Genomic DNA, 22,887 nt, shown 5'->3' on the forward strand with positions numbered 1-22,887 from the left:
GGCCGACTTCTTTCCGCGCGCCCTGCCCGCCTGGCGCACCCAGCCCTACGCCCGCTACCCCGCGCAGCGCGTCGTCGACGCTTTCCTGCGCGCCCGGCCCCGGCACCGGCCCGGCAGCCGCTGGCACTACTCGAACTTCGGGGTCGCCGTGCTCGGCCACGCACTGGCCGCGGCGACCGGGACACCGTGGGAGGACCTGATCGCCACGCACGTCCTGCGTCCGCTCGGCCTGCACGACACGGCGCTGCGGGCGGGCTCCCCGGCGACCGACGCGGTCGGGCACACCAAGGACGGCCGCACCCCGACCGACGGCTTCGACGCCGGCGGGTTCCAGGCGGCAGGCGCCGTCCGGGGCACCCCGCACGACCTGCTCACGTTCCTGGAGGCCCACCTCCATCCGGACGGCTCACCGCTGCGGGACGCGCTGCGGGCCGTGCGGGTGCCGGTACTGCGCCGCGGTCTGGGCCACCGGCACACGCACACCCTCACCTGGTTCCGGCATCCGGCCGACGGCGGGCCGATGTACTTCCACAGCGGCGCCACGCTGGGCCAGCAGGCGTTCCTGGGTTTCCGGCCCGACACCGGCACCGCACTGGCGGCCGTGTGCACCCGCCGGTTCCGCGCCGGCGACCCCTTCGTGGCGACGGCGTACGCGCTGCTGGCGGGCGACGGGACCTGACGGGGCGCCGGCCCCCGCGAAGGCCGGGGGGCCGGACCGCTTCAGGAGTGGGTCACAGGCGCTGCCACAGCGCCGGGGTGGTCTCCGGTGCCCACGCTCCCTGCGCCTGGTGGGACTGCAGGCACTGGTAGCGCGCGGTGCCGTACGACACCGTGGCCCCGGCCTCGTACACCCGGCCCGTCCGCCAGGCGTCGGCCGCCGTGGTGTCCTGCGGGGTGGGGGCGTTGGTCTGGGCCGTGGCGGTCACCAGGGTCAGGCCCAGGTCCTTCAGCAGCGGGTTGATCGGCTGGAAGTACGTGGTGCCGCCGCTCGTGCAGTCGCCCGAACCGCCGGAGGTCACGCCCTGCGCCTGCGCACCGGCCACGTACGGGCCGCCCGAGTCACCGGGTTCGCCGCACACGTCGGTCTTGGTCAGGCCGTTGACGGTGCCCTCCTCGTAGGTGACGGTGGCGTTCTCCTGCTGGATCGTGCCGCAGTGCCAGCCGCTCGTGGTGCCGGACCGGCACACCGACGCCCCCACCAGCGCCTGGACGGAGCCGGCGACGTCCACCGTCTTGCCCGCCTCGCCGCGCACCTCGGGCGTGGTGGTCCAGCCGCTGACGACGCCGACCCACGCCATGTCCTTGCCGGGGAACGTGGACGCCTGGAAGGTGCCCTGCTGCACGCTGCTGCCGGCGGCGGTGGTCTTCGAGCCGGCCTTGCCGCAGTGGCCGGCCGTGGCGAAGCCGTTCTGGGTGTCCTTGGTGACGGAGAAGCCGATCGAGCAGCGGAAGGTGGCGTCGATGTCGTACGCGTCGCCGCCGACGATGTCCGCGAGCGCGCGGGGCCGTTCGTTGGACACCCGCACGGTGACCTGCTTCGCGGGCACGCCCGCGGCCTTGACCAGGGCGTTCCCCGCCTGGCGGCTGGTGGCCTGGACGACGACGCGGTTGGTGCGCACGTCGACGTACCGCACGGGTGTGGTCGCGGCCTTCGCGCGCGAGGCGGCCTTGTCCAGCTTGGTCTTCACGGCCAGCAGGTCGGTCAGTGACGTGGTGACGACGGCGGCCTTGGCGCCCTGGGCGCGGATGGCGGTGGCGTCGGCGGCGCGCGTGGTGGCCACCGTGAGTTCGGCGGCGGTGGTGCCCTTGACCCAGGCGCCGGCGAAGTGCGCGCCGAGGGAGTTGCGCAGCCGGCCCGCCCGGGTGCCGGCCTCCGCCTCGTTGACCAGGCGGGCCGTGGCCTGGGCGGGGGTCAGTTTCAGGTCGCGCTGGAGAGCCTGCAGCATCGCCGCCGAGGGCCGGTCAGCCCCGAGCGTCTGCGCCGCGGTCGGGACGGGACCGGGTGCGGGCGGGGGCACGGCGGCTCCCGCCGCGGGGTGGACCGCGGCCAGGGCGAGGGCGCCGACCGCCACCAGGGCGGCGCGGCCGGTGCGCGCGGTGTGTCTGCCGACCATACGAGAGGCCTCCTTGGGCTCGGACGAGGGGTACGAGACGTCGGACGTCGTGGAGCCATAGGCCTTGCCGCGATCTCCCCGGCTCATGGCACCGGCGGAGGTGTTTCCCGCGATGGGGGACGGATGGGGTGGCAAGTGCAGTAGGCGGGCCCGGCAGGAAGGGAGGCGCCGCCGGCGACTCGTCCGGACCGGGAGGGCGTGACGTGGACGGCCGGGCTGCGTCCGGAGGTGTACGCGCCGGTGCGGGGGGACCTGAGATGCGGCGGAATCCCCGCTCCGGGCCGCCCGGCGCGCGTATGGTCCGGTGGACGTGGGTGGATCACGGGGGCGGGTGCGGTCCGCGCCCGGCACGATCCCAGAAGGAGAGGCAGGAGGCACCGTGAGCGAGACCGAGGAACGGCCACCGGCGGCGGTGGTGTTCGACGCGCTGGGCGCGGACTACGAGAAGGCGTTCGCCTCCTCCCCCGCCCATCTGGCGTCCCTGGACTGGCTGCTGGGGCATCTGGCGCCGGGCAGCCGCGTGCTGGACGTGGGCAGCGGCACCGGACGGCCGACCGCCGCCGCGCTGACCGCGGCCGGTCATGACGTGCTGGGCGTCGACGTCTCCCCGGTCATGGTCTCCCTGGCCGCCCGGCAGGTCCCCGAGGCCCGCTTCCGCCACGCCGACATCCGCGAACTTCCGCTGGAGGAAGAGTCGTTGGACGCGGTGTGCGTGTACTTCTCGCTGTTGCAGATGTCCCGGCCCGAGCAGCGGGACGTCGTCGGGAAGCTGGCGCGGGCCCTGCGCCCGGCAGGCAGCATGGTGCTGGCCACGGTGCCCGCGGACGTGGAGGACCTCCCGATCGAGTTCATGGGGCAGCCGGTGCGCGCGACGAGCTTCGGCGCCGAGGACTTCGCCGCGCTGGCCCGCTCGGCCGGCCTGACCGTCCTGGCCCGCCACCTCAGCGAGTTCACCCCGGCGCACCCGTCCGGCACGCCCGAGCCGCATCTGTTCCTGTACTGCCGGCGGGAGGAGGGTCAGGCCCCTACCGGCCGGGACGAGGGCGCCTGAAGGGCGTCGTCCGCGCGGTGCCGCGCCCACGCGGCCGCGCGCAGGTCCCCGTCCAGCAGGACGTCCGCCGCCGTGCACGCGAGGGCCTGCGCGGCGGCGGTCAGCACCTCGCGGGCCCGTGGTGAGGCGGCCGCGCGGGCGAACTCGGGGGTGTGGTCGGAGCCGTCGGCATCCATGATCGCGACGAAGGGGTGGATGGCGGGCACCCGGCCGCTGACGTTGCCGATGTCCGACGAACCCAGCTGGACACCGGGCACGGGCGGAGTGAGGGTGATCCCGGCCCGCGACACGTGCTCCGCGAACCGCTCGGAGAGGACCTCGCAGTCCCGGAAGTGCTCGTAGCGGACCGTGACGCGCTCCACCTCGGCCCGGGTCCCCGTGGCCCGTGCCACACCCTGCGCGCACTCGTCCAACTGGCCGACAAGGGCGTCGAGTTGCGTCGTGGTGGCCGCGCGCAGGCCGAAGCGGCCCTCGGCGTACTCGGGGACGATGTTGGTGGCGGTGCCGCCGTGCGTGACGATGCCCTGTACATGGGAGGCGGGCGGCAGGCGGCGCCCGAGCGCGGACAGCACGTTGAACAGCTCGACCAGCGCGGCGAGCGCGTCGATCCCCTCGGCAGGGTTCCCGGTGGGGTGGGCCGCGCGGCCGTGGAAGCCGACCCGGTACTGCACCTGCGCGGTCAGCGGGGCGCGGACGAAGTCGTGGACCCCCGGATGGAACATCAGCGCGGCGTCGACGTCGTCGAACACCCCGGCCTCCACCTCGACGGCCTTGCCCCCGCCGCCCTCCTCGGCCGGGGTGCCGACCGCCAGCACGCATCCCTGCGCCCCGCCGAGCACCGCGTGCAGGGCGAGCGCGGCGCCCAGTCCGGCGGCGGCGATCAGGTTGTGGCCGCAGGCGTGGCCGAGGCCGGGCAGGGCGTCGTACTCCAGCGGCAGCGCCACCGCGGGCCGGCCGCGGCCCGAGCGGGCGGTGAACGCGGTCGGCAGCCCCGCCACCCCCCGCTCCACCACGAGCCCGGCCCGCTCCAGCTCCCCGCTGAGCAGCTCGGCCGCCCGGTGTTCGGCGAAGGCGTACTCGGGGTCGGCGTGCAGGCGCAGGGCGACGTCCCACAGCGCGTCGGCCCGTGCGGCCACCTCGGTGCGCAGGGCGTCGTGGACGCCGTCCGGTGTCACAGTCACACGTCCTTCCCCAGGGCAGCGATCGTGGCCGGACGGGTTCCAGGGTCCGCGGCCCTGACACCCGGCGAGTTTCACCGGCCGTGGCGGTGCAACACGGTGGGTACGGCCGCTCCGCTGCGGCCGTCCGGCCCCCGGCCGGTGATCCGTGCGACCGGGAGGAACGATGGACCACTCGCGTGCGCCCGTCCTGGAGGCGCTGCAGGAGTTCCGGCGCCGTGGCGACATCGCCTACGGCCCGCCGGGCCACAAGCAGGGCCGGGGAGCGGACCCGCGGGTGGCGGAGGTCGTGGGGATCGACGTCTTCCGCTCCGACGTGCTCTCCCTCAACGGGCTGGACGACCGCCGCCAGTCGCAGGGCGTGATCAGCCAGGCGCAGGAGCTGATGGCGGACGCGGTCGGCGCGACGGAGGCGTTCTTCTCCACGTGCGGCAGCTCGCTGTCGGTGAAGACCGCGATGCTCGCCGCGGCCGGCCCCGGCGAGAAGCTGCTGATCTCCCGCAACGCGCACAAGTCGGTGGTGGCGGCCGTCGTCGTCAACGGGGTCGAGCCGATCTGGGTGCACCCGAAGTTCGACGCCGAGCGGCATCTGGCCCATCCGCCGGAGCCGGACGACGTGCGCGCGAAGCTGCGCGAGCACCCGGACGCCAAGGGGATGCTGCTGATCACCCCGACCGACTGGGGCTCGTGCGCCGACATCGCGGGCGTGGCGCGGGTCTGCCACGAGTTCGACGTGCCGCTCATCGTGGACGAGGCGTGGGGCGCTCATCTGCCGTTCCACCCCGAGCTGCCGGCCTGGGGCATGGACGCCGAGGCCGACCTGGTCCTGACCAGCGTGCACAAGATGGGCGGCGCCATCGAGCAGAGCTCCGTCTTCCACCTGCAGTACGACCGGATCTCCAGCGAGGCGCTCAAGCAGCGCGAGGACCTGCTGGGCACCACCAGCGCCTCGACGCTGGTGTTCGCGACCCTGGACGGCTGGCGCCGCCAGATGGTGGAGCAGGGGCACGAGCTGCTGGACGCGGCGCTGCACCGGGCACGGCGGATCCGGGCGGCCGCCGGCGAGCTGCCGGGGTTGCGGGTCATGGGCGGGGAGATCGTCGAGGAGGGGCTGGCCGCCGCCTTCGACCCGCTCAAGATCGTGATCGATGTCCGCGGGCTCGGCATCAGCGGCATGCAGGCCACCGAGTGGCTGCGCGCGAACCGGCACGTGGACATGGGCGGCTCCGACACCTGCCGGATCAGCGCCTCGATCACGCACGCCGACGACGACACCACCGAGCGGGTCCTGCTGGACGCGCTGCGGGCGCTGGTGGAGAAGGCCGACACCATCGAGCGGCAGCCGTACGTCCGGCTGCCGGAACCGTCCGCACTGGAACTGGAGCAGGCGATGCTGCCGAGGGAGGCGTTCTTCGCGCCCGTCGAGCACGTACCCGCCGAGCGGGCCGCGGGACGCATCAGCGCGGAGATGATCAGCCCGTACCCGCCGGGTGTCCCGGTGATCGCGCCCGGTGAGGTCGTCACCGACGAGGTGCTGGACTATCTGCGCAGCGGCGTGGAGCACGGGGTGCTCATCCCGGACGCCGCCGACCCGACGGTGCGCACCCTGCGGGTGGTGGCCCGGACATGATCCGTGTCGGGGGCCGTGCCCCGGGTACTTGGAGTCCGCTACAGGGCGCGGCGGGTACGGCTCCGGGCGCCGCGTCCAAGCCGTCGTGCCGGAGGGAGTGGTGATGACGCAGCACGGTGACGACCGGGCCACCGCCCGCGACACGTCGGGCGCCGCGCTGCGGCTGGCGACGGTGTTGCCGCCGGAGGTCGCGGGCACACAGGAGCTGCCGCGGGACCGCACCCAGGCGATCCTGGAGGCGGCCAAGCAGGTGGGCGCGCTGCTGAAGCAGAACGGCCACCGGTTCGCCCTGGCCGGCAGCGTCGCCGCGTACGCGCACGGCGCCGGCACGAATCTGCAGCACGACGCCGACTTCTGCGTCCGCGCCGAGGACGCGGAGGCGGTCGCCGGCACGCTGCGTGAGGGCGGCCTGGAGGTGCTCGTCCCGCCGGAGGACTGGCTGCTGAAGACGGAGTGCTTCGGCCAGTCGATCGACATCATCTTCGAGCTGGCCCACCGGCCCGTGACGACCGAGATGCTCGACCGGGCCGAGGAGATGCCGGTCGAGTCGGTGGTCATGCCGGTGCTGTCGGCCACGGACCTGGTGGCCAGCCTGGTCTCCGCGTTCTCCGAGCACTACTGCGACTTCGGCGCCGTACTGCCCGTCGCGCGTGCCCTGCGCGAGAAGGTCGACTGGGAGCGGGTGCGCGCCGAGTGCGGCCAGGAGCCGATGCCGGCGGCCTTCCTGTTCCTCCTCGAACGCCTGAACGTGATCGCCCCGTCGAAGGAGCATCCATGAGCACCATGGACTACCGCGTCGCCCACCTGCGCGAACGCCTCGCCGAAGGGACCCTGGCCGAGCTGGGCGTGCAGGTCGTCGTGCACGGGGAGTCGGTCCTGGTGACGGGCACCGTGCCGTCCGCCCACTGCCGCGACGAGGTCGCGCGGCTGGTGGCCGAGGCGCTGGAGGACCTCACGGTGCACTGCGACCTCGTCGTCGCCGAGGCGTCGTCCCCCGACCAGGCGGAGGAGCTGGCATGATCCGCATCGCAGCCGTCGGAGACATCCACATGGGCCCCGACAGCCAGGGGGTGCTGCGGCCCGCGTTCGACACCCTGTCCGACTGCGCCGACGTGCTTCTGCTGGCCGGCGACCTGACCCGGCACGGCACGCCGGAGGAGGCCCGGGTGGTGGCGCGGGAGATCGCCGGCCTGGCGGTGCCGGTGGTGGCCGTGCTGGGCAACCACGACCACCACGGCGAGCGGCCCGAGGAGGTCACGGCGATCCTGAAGGACGGTGGCGCGCGTGTCCTGGAGGGCGAGGAAACCGTGGTCGACTGCCCGGCCGGGCGGATCGGCGTGGCCGGCACCAAGGGGTTCGGCGGGGGCTTCGCCGGCCGGAACGCCGGGGAGTTCGGTGAGCCGCTGATGAAGGAGTTCGTGCGCTACTCGCGCCGCTGCGCCGACGGACTGCGCTCGGCGCTGGAGCGGCTCGCCGGGCAGGACTGCGCCGTGCGCGTGGCGCTGACCCACTTCTCCCCCGTGCCGGACACCCTCGCGGGCGAGCCGCTGGAGATCTATCCCTTCCTGGGCAGCTACATGCTGGCCGAGGCGATCGACGAGGCCGGCGCCGACCTGGCGGTGCACGGGCACGCGCACGCGGGCACGGAGCACGGGATGACGAGCGGCGGTGTGCGGGTGCGCAACGTCGCCCAGCCGGTGATCGGGCGGGCCTTCCACGTGTACCACCTGCCGGAGCCGGACCGGGTGCCGGCCGCCGCGGGGGCACAGCGGGCGCGCTGAGGCCGGGACGGCCCGGTGGACCTGGACACGGTCGCCGACGAGCTGTACGGGCTGCGGCCCGAGGACTTCACCGCCGCCCGCAACGCCCGCGCGGCCGCGGCCCGCAAGGCCGGCGACCGGTCGCTCGCCGGGGAGATCGCCCGGCTGCGCCGCCCGAGCCTGTCGGCGTGGGCGGCCAACCTGCTGGTGCGCGAGCGGCCCGACGCGGTCGCCCCGCTGCTGGAACTGGGCGAGGGGCTGCGGCAGGCGCACCGGGAGCTGGACGGCGGGCAGTTGCGCGAGCTGACGCGCCGGCAGCGCTCGCTCGTCGGCGCGCTGGCCCGGCAGGCCCGGCAGCTGGCCGAGGAGGCCGGGCATCCGATCGGCGACGACGCCCAGCGCGAGGTGGAGGCCACCCTGCACGCGGTGCTCGCCGACCCGGAGGCGGCAGACGCCTGGTCCGCCGGGCGCCTGGTCAAACCCCTGGATCAGCCGGTCGGTTTCCCCGTCGCCGAAGCGCAGGCGGTACGGCGGACGGCCACGGCCGCCACGAAGGCCACGGCGAAACGGGCACCGGCCCCGGCCCGCCGGGACAGCGCACGGGAGGCGGAGCGGCGCCGGCGCCTGGAGCGGGCGCGCGAGGACGCCGACGCGGCGCAGCGGGAGCTGGACGCGGCGGAGAAGGAGGCGGCGGACATCGCCTCGCGGGCCGCCGACGCCGAACGACGGGCACAGGAAGGGCGCCGGCTCGTGGGCGAGCTGCGCGAGCGCCTGGAGCGGGCCGAGGAGGAGCAGCGCGCGGCGCAGGCCGCCGAACGCGAGGCACACGAGCGGGCCCGTACGGCGGACCGCCGGCTGCGGGAGTCGCGGCGCCGCGCGATGACGGCGGCGACGAGACTGGCGGAGCTGGAGGGCGCGGACGAGACCTGACCGGCGGCCCGTCCCAGGGCGCCCACGTCTTGCCGCCGCCTGCCCCGGGGGGATTCAATTCCCCCACCTCCCACAGGAGAACACCTGTCCACACCCAGCGAAGGGGTTCTTCTTGACCGCGCTCCGCATCACCGCTCTGACCGCCGCGGCCTGCGCCACCGTGCTCGCCGTCGCGGTGCCGTCCTCGGCGATCAACTCCTACAACGCCGCGCCCGCGCCCGAACGCACCGAGGTCGGCGCGCTCGTGGCCACCTGGGACGACGACGGCGACCCGAGCACCCCGGACCGGGTGGACTGGGTCTGCTCCGGCACGATGGTCGACGCCGACACCTTCCTGACCGCCGCGCACTGCACCACCGACTGGCCGGAGAACGTGCGCTTCTACGTCTCCCTCGACCAGGACGTGCAGTCCGCTCTGAACGCCGCCGCGAAGGCGTACCCCGGCGACCCGGCCGCCCAGGCGCGCGCCGTCGGCGTCGAGGGCACGGCCCACACCCATCCCGCCTATCCGGGCCCGGCCTCGGACCCGCACGACATCGCCGTGATCCAGCTGCCCGCGGCGAAGGTCGCCGCCCGCTGGTCGTTCACGCCGGCCGCGCTGCCCACCGCCGGCCAACTGGACGCGCTCGGGCCGCGGGGGCTGAACTCCACCGACTGGCTCGTCGCCGGGTACGGCACCCAGGAGGCGGCGCGCGGTCCCGGCGGCCAGACGCATCCGGGCGGCGGCGTCCGGATGAAGGCGCCGGTGACCTTCGACGCCCTCAACCCGGCCTGGGTGCGGCTCGCGATGACCGCGCCGCAGGGCAACGGCGGCGCCTGCTACGGCGATTCGGGCGGCCCCAACTTCGCGGTGCTGGGCGGCAGACGCGTCCTGGCGGCCACGACGATCACCGGTGACACCCCGTGCTACGCCACGAACGTCACCTACCGGCTGGACACTCCGGGCGCGCGGGGCTTCCTGTCCCCGTTCGTGAAACTGCCGTAGCCGCACGGCGGACGGCCGGGTGCCGCGGGGTGCCCGGCCGTCGTTCGGTGCGTGGGGTGGTACGTGCTCAGCCTGCCTCGCGGGTGCGGGGCCGTGCTGTCAGCCGATGTGGTAGCTGTCGCCGTAGACCTTCCAGTCCAGCGGCGGGTCGAGGTCGAGGTTGCCCTGGCGCAGGAAGACCCGCTGGGCGGTGTCGACGCGGCTGGTGTCGCTGTGGGCCTCCTCCTGTTTCATCGCCCACACGCGCGCGTCGAGGAACGCGTCGAGGTAGCGCACCTCGTCGCCGCCCCGCGCGGGCGGCTCGGCCTTGCGCAGGGCCCGCTTGCGGATGTTGCGGAAGCTGGTGGGGTCGTCGCCGTCGCCGTGCATGACGAGGGCGTCGTAGTAGCAGAACTGGCCGAGGACGCGCAGTCCGTCGCTCTTGCCCTGGCGGACGGCCGGGTCGAAGTAGACACGGTCGCGTTCGTCGTTCTGCGCCTGCCGGAAGGCGCTGTCGCGGGCCGCCTCGCGCCAGTCGCGGGGGAAGTCCGGGTCCAGGCCCTCGTGCGAGTCGGTGCCGTCGACCCGGCGCAGGGCCGGCAGGTAGGGCGCGAGGACGTTGCCGGGCACGCGGTCGGTGTACAGCTCGACCAGGTCGAGCATGTCGCCGGTGCCGGAGCAGAAGCCGATGATGCCGGCGGTGTAGCCGCGGCCGTCGCCGATGTCCTCGATGTACCGGTACTGCGCCTTCCAGTCGAGCGAGGAGTTCTCCGCGCTCGACACGAGCTGCATGGCGATCTCCTTCTTCGCCGGGTCGTCGAGTCCGGTGGCGGTCGCGGGTGCCGCCGAGGCCCGGAAGAAGCCGAAGAAGGAAGCTGCGGTGAAGGCGCCGGTCATGGCAAGGAGGGTACGCCGGCGCAGGGCCGGGTCGGGGTGGGGATGCGTCACGGGGACTCCAAGTGAAGGTGGGGGGTGGGGAGTTGGACCGTGGTGCTCACTGATAGGAAGGTTTACTATCAGACCGCTTCGACCGTAACCCGGGGGTGGTGAAGTTCGTGTGATCGAACAAGGCCATGATGTGCCCATGATCAACACATCACGGCGTCAACTCCTCGCCGTCCTCGCGGCGTCCGCCGCCTCCGTGCCGCTCGCCACCCTGGCCGCCTCCGAGGCCCAGGCCGCCCCCGCGCCGGTCACCCCGGTCGACCCGTTCACCGCGCCCTCCGGGCTGGGCGGCGCCCAGTCGGCGGTCACGCTCCCGCCGCTGAACGTCTCCTACTTCACCCCGGTCACGCTGGCCAGCCCGCTGACCGCCACCGTGCTGTCCGGGACGCCCACCCGCACCGAGGTGACCTCCGGCGGCAAGCGCGTCGCCCTGCTCACCCACGGCGCCCGCACGGTCGTCCTGCCCGGCCCCACGCGCACGTTCGCGGAGAACAAGCGCCCGTTCGTGGACGACTTCCAGCGCACCCTGCCGGACACCACGCTGCCCGCGGACCAGCAGCAGTACTGGGGCATGTCCCCCGGCGGCGGCAGCTGGTCGACGCTCGGCCCGAACGCGACCGACTACTCCGTCACCCCGGGCGCCGGCGTCATCTCGCTGACGACCGACTTCTCCAGCCGGCACGCCACCGTGCGGGACGACGAGATCACCGACGTCGACGTGCGCTGCGTGGGCCGGTTCGACAAGGTGCCCACCGGCCAGGCGTGTTCGTTCGCGCTGTCCTTCGGCTACCAGGACACCCACAACAACTACCGGGCCCGGCTGTCCTTCCTGACCACGGGCGCGGTCGAACTGCGCGTCGAGAAGGAGGTCGCGGACACCGTCACGCAGCTTGCCTCCTCGGCGGTGACCATCGCGACCGGCGTCGGGGCCGGCACCGACTTCACCATCCGGGTGCGCCGGGAGGGCGCGCGGATCCGCGTGAAGGCGTGGCGCTCGACGTCCACCGAGCCCTCGGCCTGGACTTTCGACGTCACCGACGCCACCTTCGGCAAGGGCCGGGTGGGCCTGCGCGCCCTGGCCAACGACGGCTGCACTAACCTGCCGGTGAAGCTGTCCGTCAGCCGCTTCGAGGTGTCCGCCGCGACCTGGGACACGCCGCCGAGCGTCACCCACGGCGACTGGGTGCGCGTGCTTCCGCAGCCGTTCGACGGCACCTGGACGGCCGCGCTGGAGCAGACCATCCGCGGCTGGGCCGGCTCGACGGTCCCGGACGTGCTGGCGTACGCCGCGATGTTCCTCGGCGGCGCCCCCGCGGTCACGGCGGGCGCGGGCCCGGCCCAGGGCAAGCAGGTGCTCGGCGAGTCCGGCTACGGCTACCTGGACCCGCACGGCTACCGCTACGAGGGCGCCGACTTCCACGAGTACATGAACGTCGGCTGGACCTTCCCCGACGGGTCGTACACCGGTCCGTCGAGCAAGCAGGTCGGCAACCTGGACTGCTCCGGCTACACCCGCATGGTGTACGGCTACCACATGGGCGTGCCGCTGGCGCAGGGCCAGGACACCTCGGGTCTGCGCATCCCGCGCAACTCCCGGTACATCGTGGACTACGCGCCCGGTGTCGTCGTCGACCGGACCGACGGCACCAACCCGCCGGCCGCGACCCAGCTCCAGGCCGGCGACCTCGTGCTGTTCAACGCCGACTCCGGCGACGACAACCCGACGCCGACCGTGGACCACGTCGGCATATACCTGGGCAAGGACGCGGCCGGCAAGCGCCGCTTCCTGTCCAGCCGCAAGACCGTGAACGGGCCGACCATGGGCGACCTGGGCGGTGCGTCCCTGCTGGACGGCACGGGCACGTACGCCAAGACGCTGCACACGGTGCGCCGCATCTGACGCCTGCTCAGCCCTGGCCCGGCCCCTCGGCCGCTCGGCCCCCCGCCCGGTCCCGGCCGGGCGGGGGCGGGGCGACCTTGGCGACGGCGGCGGCGAGCTGCTGCCGGACCGGCTCGCCCAGCGCCTCGCCGGTCACGGCGTCGACCAGGTCACGGGCCAGGTGGTGCAGTTTGGTGTTGGTGTTCTGGGAGGCCATGACCAGCACCGTCCAGGCGTCCTCGGGATCGAGCCCGAAGGACGCCATCAGGATGCCGCGGGCCAGGTCGATCACCGGCCTGGTCTGCATGGCTCGGCGCAGCTGCACGACCTCGACGCGCAGGTCCTCCAGGGTGTCGTCGCCGGACGGTCCGGACTCCCCGCCGGCGTCGGCGGCGAACAGCACCTGGGTGCCGGTCAGCTCCATCAGCCGCAGCACCGCCGGGGAGGCGCCGTCCACCACGAGGGTCTTTCCGTCGTCCAGGGCCCGGCGCCGGTGCGTGAGCAGCACGTTGAGCGCCGAGCAGTCGCAGAACTCCACGCCCGCCAGGTCCAGTTGGATCCCCTCGGCCGACCGGGACAGGGCAGCGCGCAGCGCGCGGTCCAGCGTCTCGGCCGCGTCCAGGTCGAGTTCACCCCGCACGGTGACGCGTACGCCCTGGCCGTCGTTGTGCACGTCGACCACCGGCATACGCGGTGACCGCGCGGGACGCGGCGGCGACGCGCCCGTCGCGACCGTGTACCCGAGGCCGTCCCCGGCCGAGGAACCCTCCTCGTACGCAGGCTCCGGCATGACCGCCTCCCCCGGTCAACAGATGACCGTCTCTCGCTCCAGACTCCCCCGCCCGACGCAACACGTCAACATATACATGAAATCTTCTTCGGGTCTTTGTATACACGAACCCGAAGCCATAGAATCGCCCCATGGAGGGAGTCCCTGAGCCACACACCGGGTGGACGTTCCTGACCAATCACGCCCGGGTCCTGGCCGCCATCGCCGATAACCACAGCGCACGCATCCGCGACATCGCCGCGCACTGCCGACTGACGGAGCGCGCCGTCCAGAAGATCATCTCGGATCTCGAACAGGACGGCTACCTCTCGCACACGAGGGAAGGGCGCGGCAACGTCTACAGCATCGACCCCGGCAAGGTGCTGCGTCACCCCGCCGAGGCCGGGCTGACCGTGGCGTCGCTGCTGTCCCTGCTCGTCCAGGACGAAGCGGACCGCTCACAGCTGCCCGGCCCGGCCCGCAGCGCCGAGGCCCGCTGACCCACGGTCACGGGCCGCCGGCCGGACCGGTCCACGCTGCCGGCGGCCGGTGCGGCGGCTACTCCCCTCTTTCCTGCCTTTGTTGAAGGAGCCTCAAGCGCGCGGGTCCGGGGCGCACCCTCGGCCCCGCACCTCCAATGCACGGCCATCTGGTGCCGGTGCCCGGCGGATGTGCCAGGGTCGTGCGTGGCTGGAGGGAGAGTGCGCGCGATGGCCGACACGCCCCACGGCGGCCACGGCCGGCCGCCGACACGCGCGGAGCGCCGGTCCGCGTTCCGGGACTCGCCGCTGCTGCCGGCCACCGTGCCGGCGCTGATCCTCGCGGCCGCCGCCGGGCTGTTCGCGGGCTCGTACGGGCGCCTCCGTGGCGCAGGTGCCGGCCGAGACCGCGCCGGTCGTGGGCCGTGCGCCCTGCCGACGCCCGCGGGGACCGCCGCCCCCCTGCGAATCGCGCAGCCGACGGCCCTGCCCTCGGGACGACACACGGCCACGCCCAGGGATCGCGCAGGCTCCCCACCCTGCCTCGGTCCTCGCACGCAGGCTGCTCCTGGTCTGGGGGCGAATCCCGGCTCCGCCCAGCCCCGTCCCTCCCCCCGGAGGGCCACGCATTCACCGTCCCCTGTCGGGAACCCGGTGATCACTGTCCGTCCGACCCCTCGGAGAGTTGTCATGAGTGTGCTGCGCCTCGTCGGCCGTCCCCTGCTCGCGTCCATGTTCGTCTCCGGTGGTCTGAACTCGGTGCGCGCCCCGCACCAGGTCGCCCCCGCCGCCGAGCCCGTCGTCGGCCCGATCCGGGAGCGGGTGCCGCTGCTGCCGGAGCGCACCGAGCAGGCGGTGCGGCTGAGCGGGGCCGTGCAGGTGGTGGGCGGCCTGCTGCTGGCCACCGGCCGGATGCCGCGGCTGGCGGCGCTGGCGCTGGCCGGCACCCTGGTGCCGACCACGCTGGCCGGGCACCGCTTCTGGGAGGCGGACGACCCCGCCCAGCGGGCCCAGCAGCGCATCCACTTCCTGAAGAACCTCTCCATGCTCGGCGGGCTGCTCATCGCCGCCGACGACACCGCGGGCGCCCCGTCGCTGCTGTGGCGCGGCCGGCACGGGGCACGGGACCTGCGCCACGAGGCGCACCTGGTGCGGCGCACCGCACGTGTCACGGCCCGCCCGGCAGCCGCAGCGGGCGCTCTGCGGGCGAAGATGGCCGGCTGAAACCCTCTCAGCGGCGCCGCGTGACCCGTGCGGCGAAGGCCACGGACTGTGCGAAGACGTCCTCCACCGCCTCATCCGGTGCGCCGATCCACAGGTGGTCGGCGCCCGCCACGGCACGGAAGGTGACGTCGGCACCGGCCGACCGCAGGGCGGTGGCGAGCGCCTCGGACTGGGCGACCGGGACCATCGTGTCGCCGTCGCCTTGCAGCAGCAGGAACGGCGGCGCCTCCGCCCCGGCCCGGCCGACGGGGCTCGCCCGGCGCGCACGGCCGGGGTCGGCCGCGGGGGCATGGCCGAGCAGCAGCCCCTCCGGCGTGTGCGGGCCGGCACCGGTGAGGTCGGCGGGCCCGTACCAGACCACGCATCCGGCGACCGGACGCCCGGCGGTGAGGGCGTACAGCGCCGCCGGGAGGCTCTGGCCGGCGAGCTTGCCGAGCAGTCCGAACAGGGCGACGGGCGGCGGGGCGGGCGACTTCACCCGCAGGGCGGCGTACAGCAGGCCCACCAGGACGCCGGCGGCGAGGGCGCGTGCGAAGGCCACTGCGGTCAGCCCCCGGTGTGCCACTGGTGGCCGGGCAGGAAGGTCACGTCGTAGTGCTGCGGCACGGTCGCGAACTTCTCCGGTTCCGGCACGAACGGCTGTGTGGGCAGGCCGAGTTCGTCGGTGGGTGTGCCGAGGGACTCGAAGAAGCGCTCGAAGGTGCCGCCGGGTCCGGCGGCCACGCCGACGATCTGGCTGTGGTGGCGCTCGATGCGGTAGGCGTGCGGGCAGTTCTTCGGTACGAAGCCGAAGTCGCCTGCGGTCAGCAGCCGTTCGGTCTGCTCGCCCCGCAGGTCCTCCACGAAGACGCGGACGGCGCCGTGGGTGACGTAGAAGACCTCGTAGGTGCCGGGGTGCAGATGGGCCGGGATGACGTCGCCCCGGGGACCCTCGACGGTGAAGAAGTTGAAGCCGTTCTCGGTCTGCGGGCCGCCCGCGTAGACGGTGACCAGGTCGCCGAAGAGGTGGGCCCGGTCTCCCCTGCCCTTCTCGATGAAGTACGGCGTGCCCGGTTCGGCCGGGATGAGGGAGCCGCTGCGCCGGCGGCCGGCGAACTCGACGGTCATGGGGGAACCTCCGGAACGTGTCAGGTAACCTGACGAATGAACGTCAGGCTACCTGACAAGCAGGGGATGGCAATCCCCCTGTGCGCGGACGCGGCCCGTATGCTCGGGTGTCCGACCCACCGAGGAGCCATGACCCACCACGCAGACCCCGCACCGAACATGGCGCTGCTGCTCGCCGACGCCCGCCGCTGGTTCGAGGACGCGCTCTTCGCCAGCATGCGCGCCGCCGGCGAGCAGCCGGTGACCAGCGCCCAGGGCCTCGTCTTCGCGAGCCTCGACCCGGAGGGCACCACGGTGTCCGACATCGCGCGCCGGATCGGGGTCACCCGGCAGACCGCGCACCAGGCGGTGCACGGGCTGGTCGCCCTGGGGCTGCTGGAGCAGGTTCCCGACCCCGCCTCGGCCCGCACCCGGCTGATCCGCATCACGGCCGAGGGCGCGCGGGTGCACGCCCGCGCCCAGGCGACCCTCGCCCGGATCGAACAGGTGCTGGCCGAGCGGATCGGGGCGGGCCCGGCCGCCGCGCTGCGGGAGGCGCTCGCTCTGCCGCGCGGCGAGCCGCCGCTGGTCGAGGCGCCCTGAGCAGGCCGCTCTGCGGTCGGCGAATTTCCGGCCGGGCGGCGAGGCGGCGCGGCTAGCCTCCGGGCATGGTGGATCAACGCGCGCTCGTCGTGAACGGCGTCCGGCTCGCCCACGAGGTGTACGGACCGCACAACGCCCCGCCCGTCGTGCTGTTGCACGCGCTCGGCGAGGACGCCCGCAGCTGGCACACGGTGGCGCCGGCGCTCGCCGCCGAGCGGCGGGTGTACGCCCTCGATCTGCGCGGGCACGGCCGCAGCGAGTGGCCCGGGACGTACTCGCTGCAGCTGATGGTCTCCGACGTGCTCGGCTTCCTGGACGCGCGGGGGCTCGGCGCGGTGGACGTGGTCGGGCACTCGCTGGGCGGCGTCGTCGCCCATCTGCTGGCGCAGGAGCGTCCGCACCGGGTGGCGCGGCTGGTCCTGGAGGACGTCCCGGTGCCCCGCCCCCGCACCCCGACGGCGCCCGTCCGCCCGGACGGTCCACTCGGTTTCGACTGGGACGTGGTGACGGCCCTGCGGCCGCAGCTCGACACACCCGACCCGGCCTGGCTCGACCGGCTGGACCGCATCACCGCCGAGACCCTGGTGGTGGCGGGCGGTCCGGCCAGCCACATCCCGCAGGACGGCGTGGCCGAGCTGGCCCGCCGCATCCCGGCCGCGCGGATGATCACGATCCCGGTCGGCCACATGGTCCACGACGAGGCGCCCGAGGACTTCACTCGCGCCGTCGCCGCGTTCCTGTCGGGCCGCTGACCGCTCAGCCCAGCGTCACGGTCACCTCCCCGGCGCCGGTCGCGCTCGCGCCGCCCGCCACCCGCACCGTGAACGGGCGGTCCGTGCCGTGCGCGGTGACGCGCAGCTCGTCGCCGCCGCGGCGTACGGCGAACGTGGCCGCCGGGGTGCCGGTCAGGTCGGGCACGGTGACCTCGGCCCGGTACGCCGGGTCGGCCGGGGGGTGGACGAGGAGCGTCGGCGTGTCCAGCCAGTCGCCGTCGGGCCTGCTGTCGTCGGAGGCGAGCGGCAGGACGGCGCCCTCACGGACGTACAGCGGAAGGCTGTCGTAGCCGTGGCGCTCGGTGCGCCAGGCCGGGCCCGTGGCGCGCTCGCCGGTCAGCAGGTGGGTCCAGGTGCCCTCGGGCAGGTACACCTCCACCTCGCCGTCCTCGGTGAAGACCGGGGCGACCAGCAGGTCCGGCCCGAGCATGTACTGGCGGTCCAGCGTGCGGCACGCCGGGTCGTGCGGGTACTGCAGGACCATCGGGCGCATCACCGGGACGCCGGTGCGGTGCGCCTCGGCGGCGGCGCCGTACAGGTACGGCATCAGGCGGTGCTTGAGCAGGGTGAACCGCCGGGTCACCTCGACCGCCTCCTCGCCGAAGTCCCACGGCACCCGGTAGGAGTCGGAGCCGTGCAGGCGGCTGTGCGAGGAGAGCAGCCCGAAGGCCAGCCAGCGCTTGAAGACGGCCGGGTCCGGGGTGCCCTCGAAGCCGCCGATGTCGTGGCTCCAGAAGCCGAACCCGCTCAGCGACAGGGACAGGCCGCCGCGCAGCGACTCCGCCATGGCCTCGAAGGAGGACCAGCAGTCGCCGCCCCAGTGCACCGGGTACTGCTGGCCGCCGGCGGTCGCCGAGCGGGCGAAGAGCACGGCCTCGCCCTGGCCCCGCTCCTTCTCCAGCAGCTCGAAGACGGTCCGGTTGTACAGGTGGGTGTAGTAGTTGTGCATCCGCTGCGGGTCGGAACCGTCGTGCCAGACGACGTCGGTGGGGACGCGCTCGCCGAAGTCGGTCTTGAAGCAGTCCACGCCCTGGTCGAGCAGCGCCTTGAGCTTGCCCTGGAACCAGGCGCGGGCGTCGGGGCTGGTGAAGTCGACCAGGCCCATGCCGGCCTGCCACAGGTCCCACTGCCACACGTCGCCGTTCGGGCGGCGGAGCAGGTGGCCGAGGGCGGCGGCCTCGTCGAACAGCGGGGACTTCTGCGCGATGTAGGGGTTGATCCAGGCGCTGACCTTCAGCCCCTTGGCCTTCAGCCGGGTCAGCATGCCCTCCGGGTCGGGGAAGACCTCCGGGTCCCACTCGAAGTCGCACCACTGGTACTCGCGCATCCAGAAGCAGTCGAAGTGGAACACCGACAGCGGGATGCCGCGCTCGGCCATGCCGTCGACGAAGGACATCACCGTCGCCTCGTCGTAGTCGGTGGTGAAGGACGTGGTCAGCCACAGCCCGAAGGACCAGGCGGGTGGCAGGGCGGGGCGGCCGGTGAGGGCGGTGTAGCGGGTGAGGACGTCCGCCGGGGTGGGGCCGGCGACGACGTAGTACTGGATCGTCTGGTCCTCGACGCTGAACTGCACCTGCCCGACGGACTCGGAGCCGACCTCGAAGGAGACCGCGCCGGGGTGGTCGACGAACACGCCGTAGCCGCGCGAGGAGAGGTAGAACGGGATGTTCTTGTACGCCTGTTCGCTGCTGGTGCCGCCGTCGGCCTGCCAGATGTCCACGCTCTGGCCGTTCTTCACGAACGGGGTGAAGCGCTCGCCGAGGCCGTAGATCTGCTCGCCCACCCCCAGGGAGAGCTGGGCCAGGACGTGATGGGCGCCGTCGCCGGTGGTGGCGAAGGCGGTGCCCTTGCGGCCGGCCCGGGTCAGCTCGCGACCGCCCGCGTCGTGGAAGCTCAGGGCGCAGCCGGCCGACCGGTCCAGGCGCAGCGTGAGCGGGCCGCTGGTCAGCTCGGTGACCGTGCCGTCGCGGCGCACCTCCCCCACGCCGTCGGGGTCCGCGGCGAGCGCGAAGTGGGGGCCCGGGTCGCGCCGGCCCGCGTGATGGGTGACGCGTACGCCGATGACGCCCTCGGCCGGTGAGAAGCAGTCGACCGTGAGGAGCGGCGCGTTGAGCGTGTCCCCTCTCCGCGTCACCTTCTGCACGGCGGCATAGGCGGTGAAGCGCTTCGATTGGACGCGCACGTCGCGCACCTCTGTGGCATACCCGATGCGGACGCCGTCACGGATGCGCCAGAAGCCGTCGGTGAACTTCATGGTCTTCCTCAGGGGGAGGGGGAGGTCGGCGGGCCCGCGCGAAGCGTCGCCCGAGGGTTTGGATCGTACCCAAAACGCGGGGAAAGCGGGGGTCTCACCTCGGACGGTGAGCGGACGGACACGTAACAGGGTCTGGCGCCGGAGCATGGATTGCCGTATTAGTCATCGCAGCAAACAAACTCGTCCGGCGAGCTGGCCGGGCGGACGACAGCAAGGTCCAGCCTATGTCGAAGCGCTTCAACAAATCGCTCGCCGCAGCGCTTGCCCTGCTCGCCGGAACGGCCCTGACCGGATGCGGCCAGCTGCGCGACAGCGGTGTCTACACCGTTTTGAACTCCTCGACCGACGAGTCGTACCACCGCTGGGACGCCCAGGCGATGGCCCGCTGCGGCGAGCGGCTCGGCGTCACGATCAAGCAGCAGAGCGTCCCGGCCGCGCAGGTGATGACCAAGGCGCTGCGCATGGCGTCCTCGAAGTCGCTGCCGGACATCGTGCAGTTCGACGCCTCCGAGATGCCGACCTTCGCCGAGGCCGGCGGACTGGTCGACCTGCGCACCCTCGGGCTCAGCACCGACGGCGTCCCGCAGGGCATCGTCAACTTCGGCTCCTACCGGGGCACCTACTACGGCGCGGCCCGCTCGGTGAACACGCTCGCGCTGTTCTACGACAAGGACGCGCTCGCGGGCGCCGGTCTGAAGGTGCCCACCACCTGGGAGGAGCTGCGCACGACGGCGAGGAAGCTCACCCGGGGCAAGCGCTACGGCGTGGCCCTGAGCGCGGGCGGCGCGGAGGACGGCGTCTTCCAGTTCACCCCGTTCATGTGGTCCAACGGCGGCGACGAGACCCGGCTCGACGGGCCGCGGGTCGTGCAGGCGCTGGACTTCTGGAAGACGCTGCTGAAGGACGGCTCGCTGTCGAAGTCGACGGTCGGCTGGACGCAGGCGGACGTCAACGACCAGTTCATGGCCAGGAACGCGGCGATGATGATCAACGGTCCGTGGCAGGTCGAGACGCTCAACACCAAGAAGTCGCTGCACTGGGGCATCGCACGGATACCGGTGCCGAAGGCCGGCGACAAGTCCGTCGGTCCCCTCGGCGGTGCGGTGCTGACCGTGCCGAACACCGGGGACAGCGCCCGGGAGAAGACGGCCGGGCGCATCGTCGCCTGCCTGTCCAGTGAGCAGGAGCAGCTCACCTACGCCCTCAACAGCTGGATGGTGCCGGCCAACGCCAGGGCCGCCGCCGTGTGGCGCACCCGGGTGCCGGAGCTGGACGCGCTCGCCGACCAGGTCGCCCAGGCCCGCTCCCGGACCGCGAAGCTCGGCGCCGGCTGGCCGAGCGTGTCGCTCGCCCTGCAGAGCGCCTTCCAGTCCGCCCTGACCGGGCAGTCCAGCGAGTCGGCCCTCAAGCGCGCCCAGCAGCGGGCCACGAGCGGGAACTGAGGTACGCGACCCATGACCACGTCCACCGTCACCGCCCCGGCGCGCTCGGCGGCCCGTCCGCAGGCCGGCACGCCGGGTCCGCGCGGGCTGCGGCGCCGGCTCGCGCGGTGGGGGTTCGTCGCCCCCGCCGTCGTCTTCATGCTGCTGTTCTTCGGCTACCCGCTCGTGCGCAACGTCGTGATGAGCTTCCAGCACTACACGCCGAAGACGTTCTTCACCGGCGAGGCGCCCTTCAACGGCACCGACAACTGGTCGAACGTCTTCCGGGACGCCCTGTTCGGCAAGGCGCTGTGGCACACGCTCGTCTTCACGGCCGGATCGCTGCTCGGGCAGTTCTGCATCGGCCTCGGCCTCGCGGTGTTCTTCAGCCGGCGTTTCCCGCTGGGCGGTGTGCTGCGCTCACTGATCCTGCTGCCGTGGCTGGTGCCCATGGTGGTGTCCGGCATCGTGTGGCGGCGCATCCTGGACCAGGACACGGGTGTGTTGAACACCTTCTTGGACACGATCGGCCTCGACGGTCACACTCCGTGGTTGACCAGTCCACATATGGCCCTGTTGTCGGTCATCGTCGTCAACATCTGGATCGGCATCCCGTTCAACATGGTCATTCTGTACGGCGGTCTGCAGGAGATCCCGCAGGAGCTGTACGAGGCCGCTTCTCTTGACGGCGCGTCGGCATGGCGGACGTTCCGGTCCGTCACCCTGCCGATGCTCAAGCCCGTCGTCACCGTCGTGCTGGTCCTGGGGTTCATGTCGACGGTCAAGATCCTCGACCTGATCCTCGCCCTGACCGACGGCGGTCCCGCCGACGCCACGCAGACCCTGGGCACGCTCACCTACCAGAACTCCTTCGTCCAGCTGGACTTCGGTGCGGGCGCGGTGGTCGGCAACGTACTGATCCTGATCTCCGCCGTGTTCGCGGTGTTCTACCTGCGGGCCAACCGCACCGAGGGGAAGTGACCGGTGATGGCCGACCGGACTGTGAAGCCGCGTGCCGACAAACGCCGCTGGGGTTCCACCGCGGCCGGTGTGCTCGTGCTGTGCGTGATGCTGTTCCCGCTGTACTGGATGGTCAACACCGCGCTGCAGCCGCAAGCCGGCCTGCTGGAAGTCGATCCCGTGCCGCACGGCCTGGACCTGTCCGGGTTCTCGAAGGCGCTCGGCGACCAGGGCGGGAATCTGCTGACGTCCCTGGTGGTGTCCCTGGGCGCGGTGGTGATCTGTCTGGCCGTCGCCGCCCCCGCCGCCTACGGGCTGGCGCGGTTCCGGCTGCGCGGCACCCGCACCCTCGTGTTCGGCACGCTGATCACGCAGATGGTGCCGGGCATCGTCATCGCCAACGCGCTGTACAGCACCTATGTCGACCTGGGCCTGGTCAACTCCTACCTCGGCCTGATGCTCGCCGACGCCTCGCTCGGCATCCCCTTCTCGATCGTGCTGATGCGCTCGTTCATGGTCTCCCTGCCCGGTGAGGTCATGGAGGCCGCGCAGATGGACGGGGCCGGCCGGCTGCGCACGTTCGTCCAGGTGGTGCTGCCGATGAGCCGCAACGCGCTCATCACCTCGGGGCTGTTCGCGTTCCTGTTCTCCTGGAGCGACTTCATGTTCGCGCTCACCCTGAACACCACCGACGACGTCAAGCCGGTCACGCTCGGCATCTACCAGTACATCGGCGCGCACGTCGGCGACTGGGGCTCGGTGATGGCCGCCTCGGTGCTGTCCGCGGTGCCCGCCGCGGTCCTGCTCGTCCTCGCCCAGAAGTACATCGCCGCCGGGATCACCGGCGGTTCCGTCAAATGACTGCGA

Annotated in this window: 23 protein-coding genes and 1 pseudogene; 17 read left to right on the forward strand and 7 right to left on the reverse strand. The window is 73.1% G+C overall.

The annotated features are described in order from the left end of the window. On the forward strand, positions 1-679 hold a 679-nt coding region (locus tag C3489_RS31310), incomplete at its 5' end, for a serine hydrolase (protein ID WP_103785484.1). 52 nt (positions 680-731) lie between these two features. Here the strand turns inward: C3489_RS31310 and C3489_RS31315 are convergent. Beyond that, on the reverse strand, positions 732-2,114 hold the full coding sequence (locus tag C3489_RS31315; protein WP_103785485.1) for an alpha-lytic protease prodomain-containing protein: 1,383 nt from the start codon (positions 2,112-2,114) through the stop codon (positions 732-734). 379 nt (positions 2,115-2,493) lie between these two features. On the opposite strand from C3489_RS31315, the gene C3489_RS31320 reads away from it, so the two are divergent. Further along, on the forward strand, positions 2,494-3,165 hold the full coding sequence (locus C3489_RS31320) for a bifunctional 2-polyprenyl-6-hydroxyphenol methylase/3-demethylubiquinol 3-O-methyltransferase UbiG (protein WP_103785486.1): 672 nt from the start codon (positions 2,494-2,496) through the stop codon (positions 3,163-3,165). Here the strand turns inward: C3489_RS31320 and C3489_RS31325 are convergent. Beyond that, a complete protein-coding gene (locus tag C3489_RS31325; RefSeq protein WP_103785487.1) occupies positions 3,132-4,346 on the reverse strand; it encodes an amidohydrolase in 1,215 nt (404 codons plus the stop codon). The two genes, C3489_RS31320 and C3489_RS31325, sit on opposite strands and share 34 nt — an antisense overlap. Before the next feature lie 163 nt (positions 4,347-4,509). On the opposite strand from C3489_RS31325, the gene C3489_RS31330 reads away from it, so the two are divergent. The 6 genes from C3489_RS31330 to C3489_RS31355 all read left to right on the forward strand — a co-directional run bounded on the left by C3489_RS31330 (position 4,510) and on the right by C3489_RS31355 (position 9,648). Then, positions 4,510-5,973, forward strand: a complete 1,464-nt coding sequence (locus C3489_RS31330) for an aminotransferase class I/II-fold pyridoxal phosphate-dependent enzyme (RefSeq protein ID WP_103785488.1) — start codon at positions 4,510-4,512, stop codon at positions 5,971-5,973. A 103-nt stretch (positions 5,974-6,076) separates the two neighbouring features. Next, positions 6,077-6,751 carry a nucleotidyltransferase family protein gene (locus C3489_RS31335; protein WP_103785489.1) on the forward strand — a complete coding sequence of 225 codons (675 nt, stop codon included), beginning with the start codon at positions 6,077-6,079 and terminating at the stop codon, positions 6,749-6,751. Further along, the gene (locus tag C3489_RS31340) at positions 6,748-6,993 is read left to right on the forward strand and encodes a BON domain-containing protein (RefSeq protein WP_103785490.1); all 246 of its coding nucleotides are present in this window, start codon (positions 6,748-6,750) and stop codon (positions 6,991-6,993) included. Before C3489_RS31335 ends, C3489_RS31340 begins: the two co-directional genes overlap by 4 nt. Then, on the forward strand, positions 6,990-7,754 hold the full coding sequence (locus C3489_RS31345; RefSeq protein ID WP_103785491.1) for a metallophosphoesterase: 765 nt from the start codon (positions 6,990-6,992) through the stop codon (positions 7,752-7,754). Before C3489_RS31340 ends, C3489_RS31345 begins: the two co-directional genes overlap by 4 nt. 15 nt (positions 7,755-7,769) lie before the next feature. Continuing rightward, entirely contained in the window at positions 7,770-8,663 is an 894-nt protein-coding gene (locus tag C3489_RS31350; RefSeq protein ID WP_103785492.1) for a hypothetical protein, read from the forward strand. A gap of 112 nt (positions 8,664-8,775) precedes the next feature. Further along, on the forward strand, positions 8,776-9,648 hold the full coding sequence (locus C3489_RS31355; RefSeq protein ID WP_103785493.1) for a trypsin-like serine protease: 873 nt from the start codon (positions 8,776-8,778) through the stop codon (positions 9,646-9,648). 99 nt (positions 9,649-9,747) lie between these two features. Here the strand turns inward: C3489_RS31355 and C3489_RS31360 are convergent, their stop codons facing one another. Beyond that, positions 9,748-10,524 carry a chitosanase gene (locus C3489_RS31360; protein ID WP_103785510.1) on the reverse strand — a complete coding sequence of 259 codons (777 nt, stop codon included), beginning with the start codon at positions 10,522-10,524 and terminating at the stop codon, positions 9,748-9,750. 187 nt (positions 10,525-10,711) lie between these two features. On the opposite strand from C3489_RS31360, the gene C3489_RS31365 reads away from it, so the two are divergent. After that, positions 10,712-12,472 (forward strand): NlpC/P60 family protein, encoded by a 1,761-nt coding sequence (locus C3489_RS31365; RefSeq protein WP_103785494.1) that lies wholly within the window; start codon positions 10,712-10,714, stop codon positions 12,470-12,472. A gap of 7 nt (positions 12,473-12,479) precedes the next feature. Here the strand turns inward: C3489_RS31365 and C3489_RS31370 are convergent, their stop codons facing one another. Next, the gene (locus C3489_RS31370; RefSeq protein ID WP_308460830.1) at positions 12,480-13,241 is read right to left on the reverse strand and encodes an anti-sigma factor antagonist; all 762 of its coding nucleotides are present in this window, start codon (positions 13,239-13,241) and stop codon (positions 12,480-12,482) included. Positions 13,242-13,372: 131 nt separating this feature from the next. On the opposite strand from C3489_RS31370, the gene C3489_RS31375 reads away from it, so the two are divergent. The 3 genes and pseudogenes from C3489_RS31375 (at position 13,373) to C3489_RS31380 (ending at position 14,923) form a co-directional block, all read left to right on the forward strand. Beyond that, positions 13,373-13,720, forward strand: a complete 348-nt coding sequence (locus C3489_RS31375; protein WP_103785495.1) for a winged helix-turn-helix domain-containing protein — start codon at positions 13,373-13,375, stop codon at positions 13,718-13,720. Positions 13,721-13,930: 210 nt separating this feature from the next. Further along, positions 13,931-14,074, forward strand: a pseudogene (locus C3489_RS39680) (ABC transporter permease); the annotation flags it as partial. A gap of 315 nt (positions 14,075-14,389) precedes the next feature. Beyond that, positions 14,390-14,923 (forward strand): DoxX family protein, encoded by a 534-nt coding sequence (locus C3489_RS31380; RefSeq protein WP_103785496.1) that lies wholly within the window; start codon positions 14,390-14,392, stop codon positions 14,921-14,923. Between the two features lie 7 nt (positions 14,924-14,930). Here C3489_RS31380 and C3489_RS31385 read toward each other — a convergent pair whose 3' ends face one another. Then, positions 14,931-15,464, reverse strand: a complete 534-nt coding sequence (locus tag C3489_RS31385) for a DUF1427 family protein (protein ID WP_146075376.1) — start codon at positions 15,462-15,464, stop codon at positions 14,931-14,933. Positions 15,465-15,469: 5 nt separating this feature from the next. Then, positions 15,470-16,030: a quercetin 2,3-dioxygenase gene (locus tag C3489_RS31390; RefSeq protein ID WP_103785498.1), complete on the reverse strand. Its 561-nt coding sequence runs from the start codon at positions 16,028-16,030 to the stop codon at positions 15,470-15,472. 129 nt (positions 16,031-16,159) lie between these two features. Here C3489_RS31390 and C3489_RS31395 point away from each other — a divergent pair, with 129 nt between their 5' ends. Both C3489_RS31395 and C3489_RS31400 read left to right on the forward strand, forming a co-directional pair. Beyond that, positions 16,160-16,612 carry a MarR family winged helix-turn-helix transcriptional regulator gene (locus C3489_RS31395; protein ID WP_258055033.1) on the forward strand — a complete coding sequence of 151 codons (453 nt, stop codon included), beginning with the start codon at positions 16,160-16,162 and terminating at the stop codon, positions 16,610-16,612. A gap of 65 nt (positions 16,613-16,677) precedes the next feature. After that, complete coding sequence (locus C3489_RS31400; protein ID WP_103785499.1) at positions 16,678-17,364, forward strand: alpha/beta fold hydrolase; 687 nt, start codon at positions 16,678-16,680, stop codon at positions 17,362-17,364. 4 nt (positions 17,365-17,368) lie between these two features. On the opposite strand, the gene yicI is transcribed toward C3489_RS31400, so the two are convergent. Beyond that, complete coding sequence (yicI, locus tag C3489_RS31405) at positions 17,369-19,639, reverse strand: alpha-xylosidase (RefSeq protein WP_103785500.1); 2,271 nt, start codon at positions 19,637-19,639, stop codon at positions 17,369-17,371. A 224-nt stretch (positions 19,640-19,863) separates the two neighbouring features. On the opposite strand from yicI, the gene C3489_RS31410 reads away from it, so the two are divergent. From C3489_RS31410 to C3489_RS31420, 3 genes are read left to right on the forward strand one after another with little or no spacing between them, the layout of a single operon-like run. Beyond that, positions 19,864-21,081: a sugar ABC transporter substrate-binding protein gene (locus tag C3489_RS31410; protein ID WP_103785501.1), complete on the forward strand. Its 1,218-nt coding sequence runs from the start codon at positions 19,864-19,866 to the stop codon at positions 21,079-21,081. A 12-nt stretch (positions 21,082-21,093) separates the two neighbouring features. Beyond that, positions 21,094-22,041: a carbohydrate ABC transporter permease gene (locus tag C3489_RS31415; protein WP_103785502.1), complete on the forward strand. Its 948-nt coding sequence runs from the start codon at positions 21,094-21,096 to the stop codon at positions 22,039-22,041. A 6-nt stretch (positions 22,042-22,047) separates the two neighbouring features. Then, positions 22,048-22,881: a carbohydrate ABC transporter permease gene (locus C3489_RS31420; RefSeq protein ID WP_103785503.1), complete on the forward strand. Its 834-nt coding sequence runs from the start codon at positions 22,048-22,050 to the stop codon at positions 22,879-22,881. The last annotated feature ends 6 nt before the right edge of the window (positions 22,882-22,887 follow it).

Source organism: Streptomyces sp. Ru71, from assembly GCF_002920535.1.
In the GTDB taxonomy this organism is placed as follows: domain Bacteria; phylum Actinomycetota; class Actinomycetes; order Streptomycetales; family Streptomycetaceae; genus Streptomyces.

Bases quoted from the DNA above. Each gene is read 5' to 3' on its own strand.
- C3489_RS31335 (WP_103785489.1), top strand. From the start codon at position 6,077: ATGACGCAGCACGGTGACGACCGGGCCACCGCCCGCGACACGTCGGGC.
- C3489_RS31360 (WP_103785510.1), bottom strand. From the start codon at position 10,524: ATGACCGGCGCCTTCACCGCAGCTTCCTTCTTCGGCTTCTTCCGGGCC.
- C3489_RS31330 (WP_103785488.1), top strand. From the start codon at position 4,510: ATGGACCACTCGCGTGCGCCCGTCCTGGAGGCGCTGCAGGAGTTCCGG.
- C3489_RS31380 (WP_103785496.1), top strand. From the start codon at position 14,390: ATGAGTGTGCTGCGCCTCGTCGGCCGTCCCCTGCTCGCGTCCATGTTC.
- C3489_RS31315 (WP_103785485.1), bottom strand. From the start codon at position 2,114: ATGGTCGGCAGACACACCGCGCGCACCGGCCGCGCCGCCCTGGTGGCG.
- C3489_RS31400 (WP_103785499.1), top strand. From the start codon at position 16,678: ATGGTGGATCAACGCGCGCTCGTCGTGAACGGCGTCCGGCTCGCCCAC.
- C3489_RS31420 (WP_103785503.1), top strand. From the start codon at position 22,048: ATGGCCGACCGGACTGTGAAGCCGCGTGCCGACAAACGCCGCTGGGGT.
- C3489_RS31395 (WP_258055033.1), top strand. From the start codon at position 16,160: ATGACCCACCACGCAGACCCCGCACCGAACATGGCGCTGCTGCTCGCC.
- C3489_RS31375 (WP_103785495.1), top strand. From the start codon at position 13,373: ATGGAGGGAGTCCCTGAGCCACACACCGGGTGGACGTTCCTGACCAAT.
- yicI (WP_103785500.1), bottom strand. From the start codon at position 19,639: ATGAAGTTCACCGACGGCTTCTGGCGCATCCGTGACGGCGTCCGCATC.
- C3489_RS31340 (WP_103785490.1), top strand. From the start codon at position 6,748: ATGAGCACCATGGACTACCGCGTCGCCCACCTGCGCGAACGCCTCGCC.
- C3489_RS31345 (WP_103785491.1), top strand. From the start codon at position 6,990: ATGATCCGCATCGCAGCCGTCGGAGACATCCACATGGGCCCCGACAGC.
- C3489_RS31415 (WP_103785502.1), top strand. From the start codon at position 21,094: ATGACCACGTCCACCGTCACCGCCCCGGCGCGCTCGGCGGCCCGTCCG.
- C3489_RS31370 (WP_308460830.1), bottom strand. From the start codon at position 13,241: ATGCCGGAGCCTGCGTACGAGGAGGGTTCCTCGGCCGGGGACGGCCTC.
- C3489_RS31410 (WP_103785501.1), top strand. From the start codon at position 19,864: ATGTCGAAGCGCTTCAACAAATCGCTCGCCGCAGCGCTTGCCCTGCTC.
- C3489_RS31365 (WP_103785494.1), top strand. From the start codon at position 10,712: ATGATCAACACATCACGGCGTCAACTCCTCGCCGTCCTCGCGGCGTCC.
- C3489_RS31390 (WP_103785498.1), bottom strand. From the start codon at position 16,030: ATGACCGTCGAGTTCGCCGGCCGCCGGCGCAGCGGCTCCCTCATCCCG.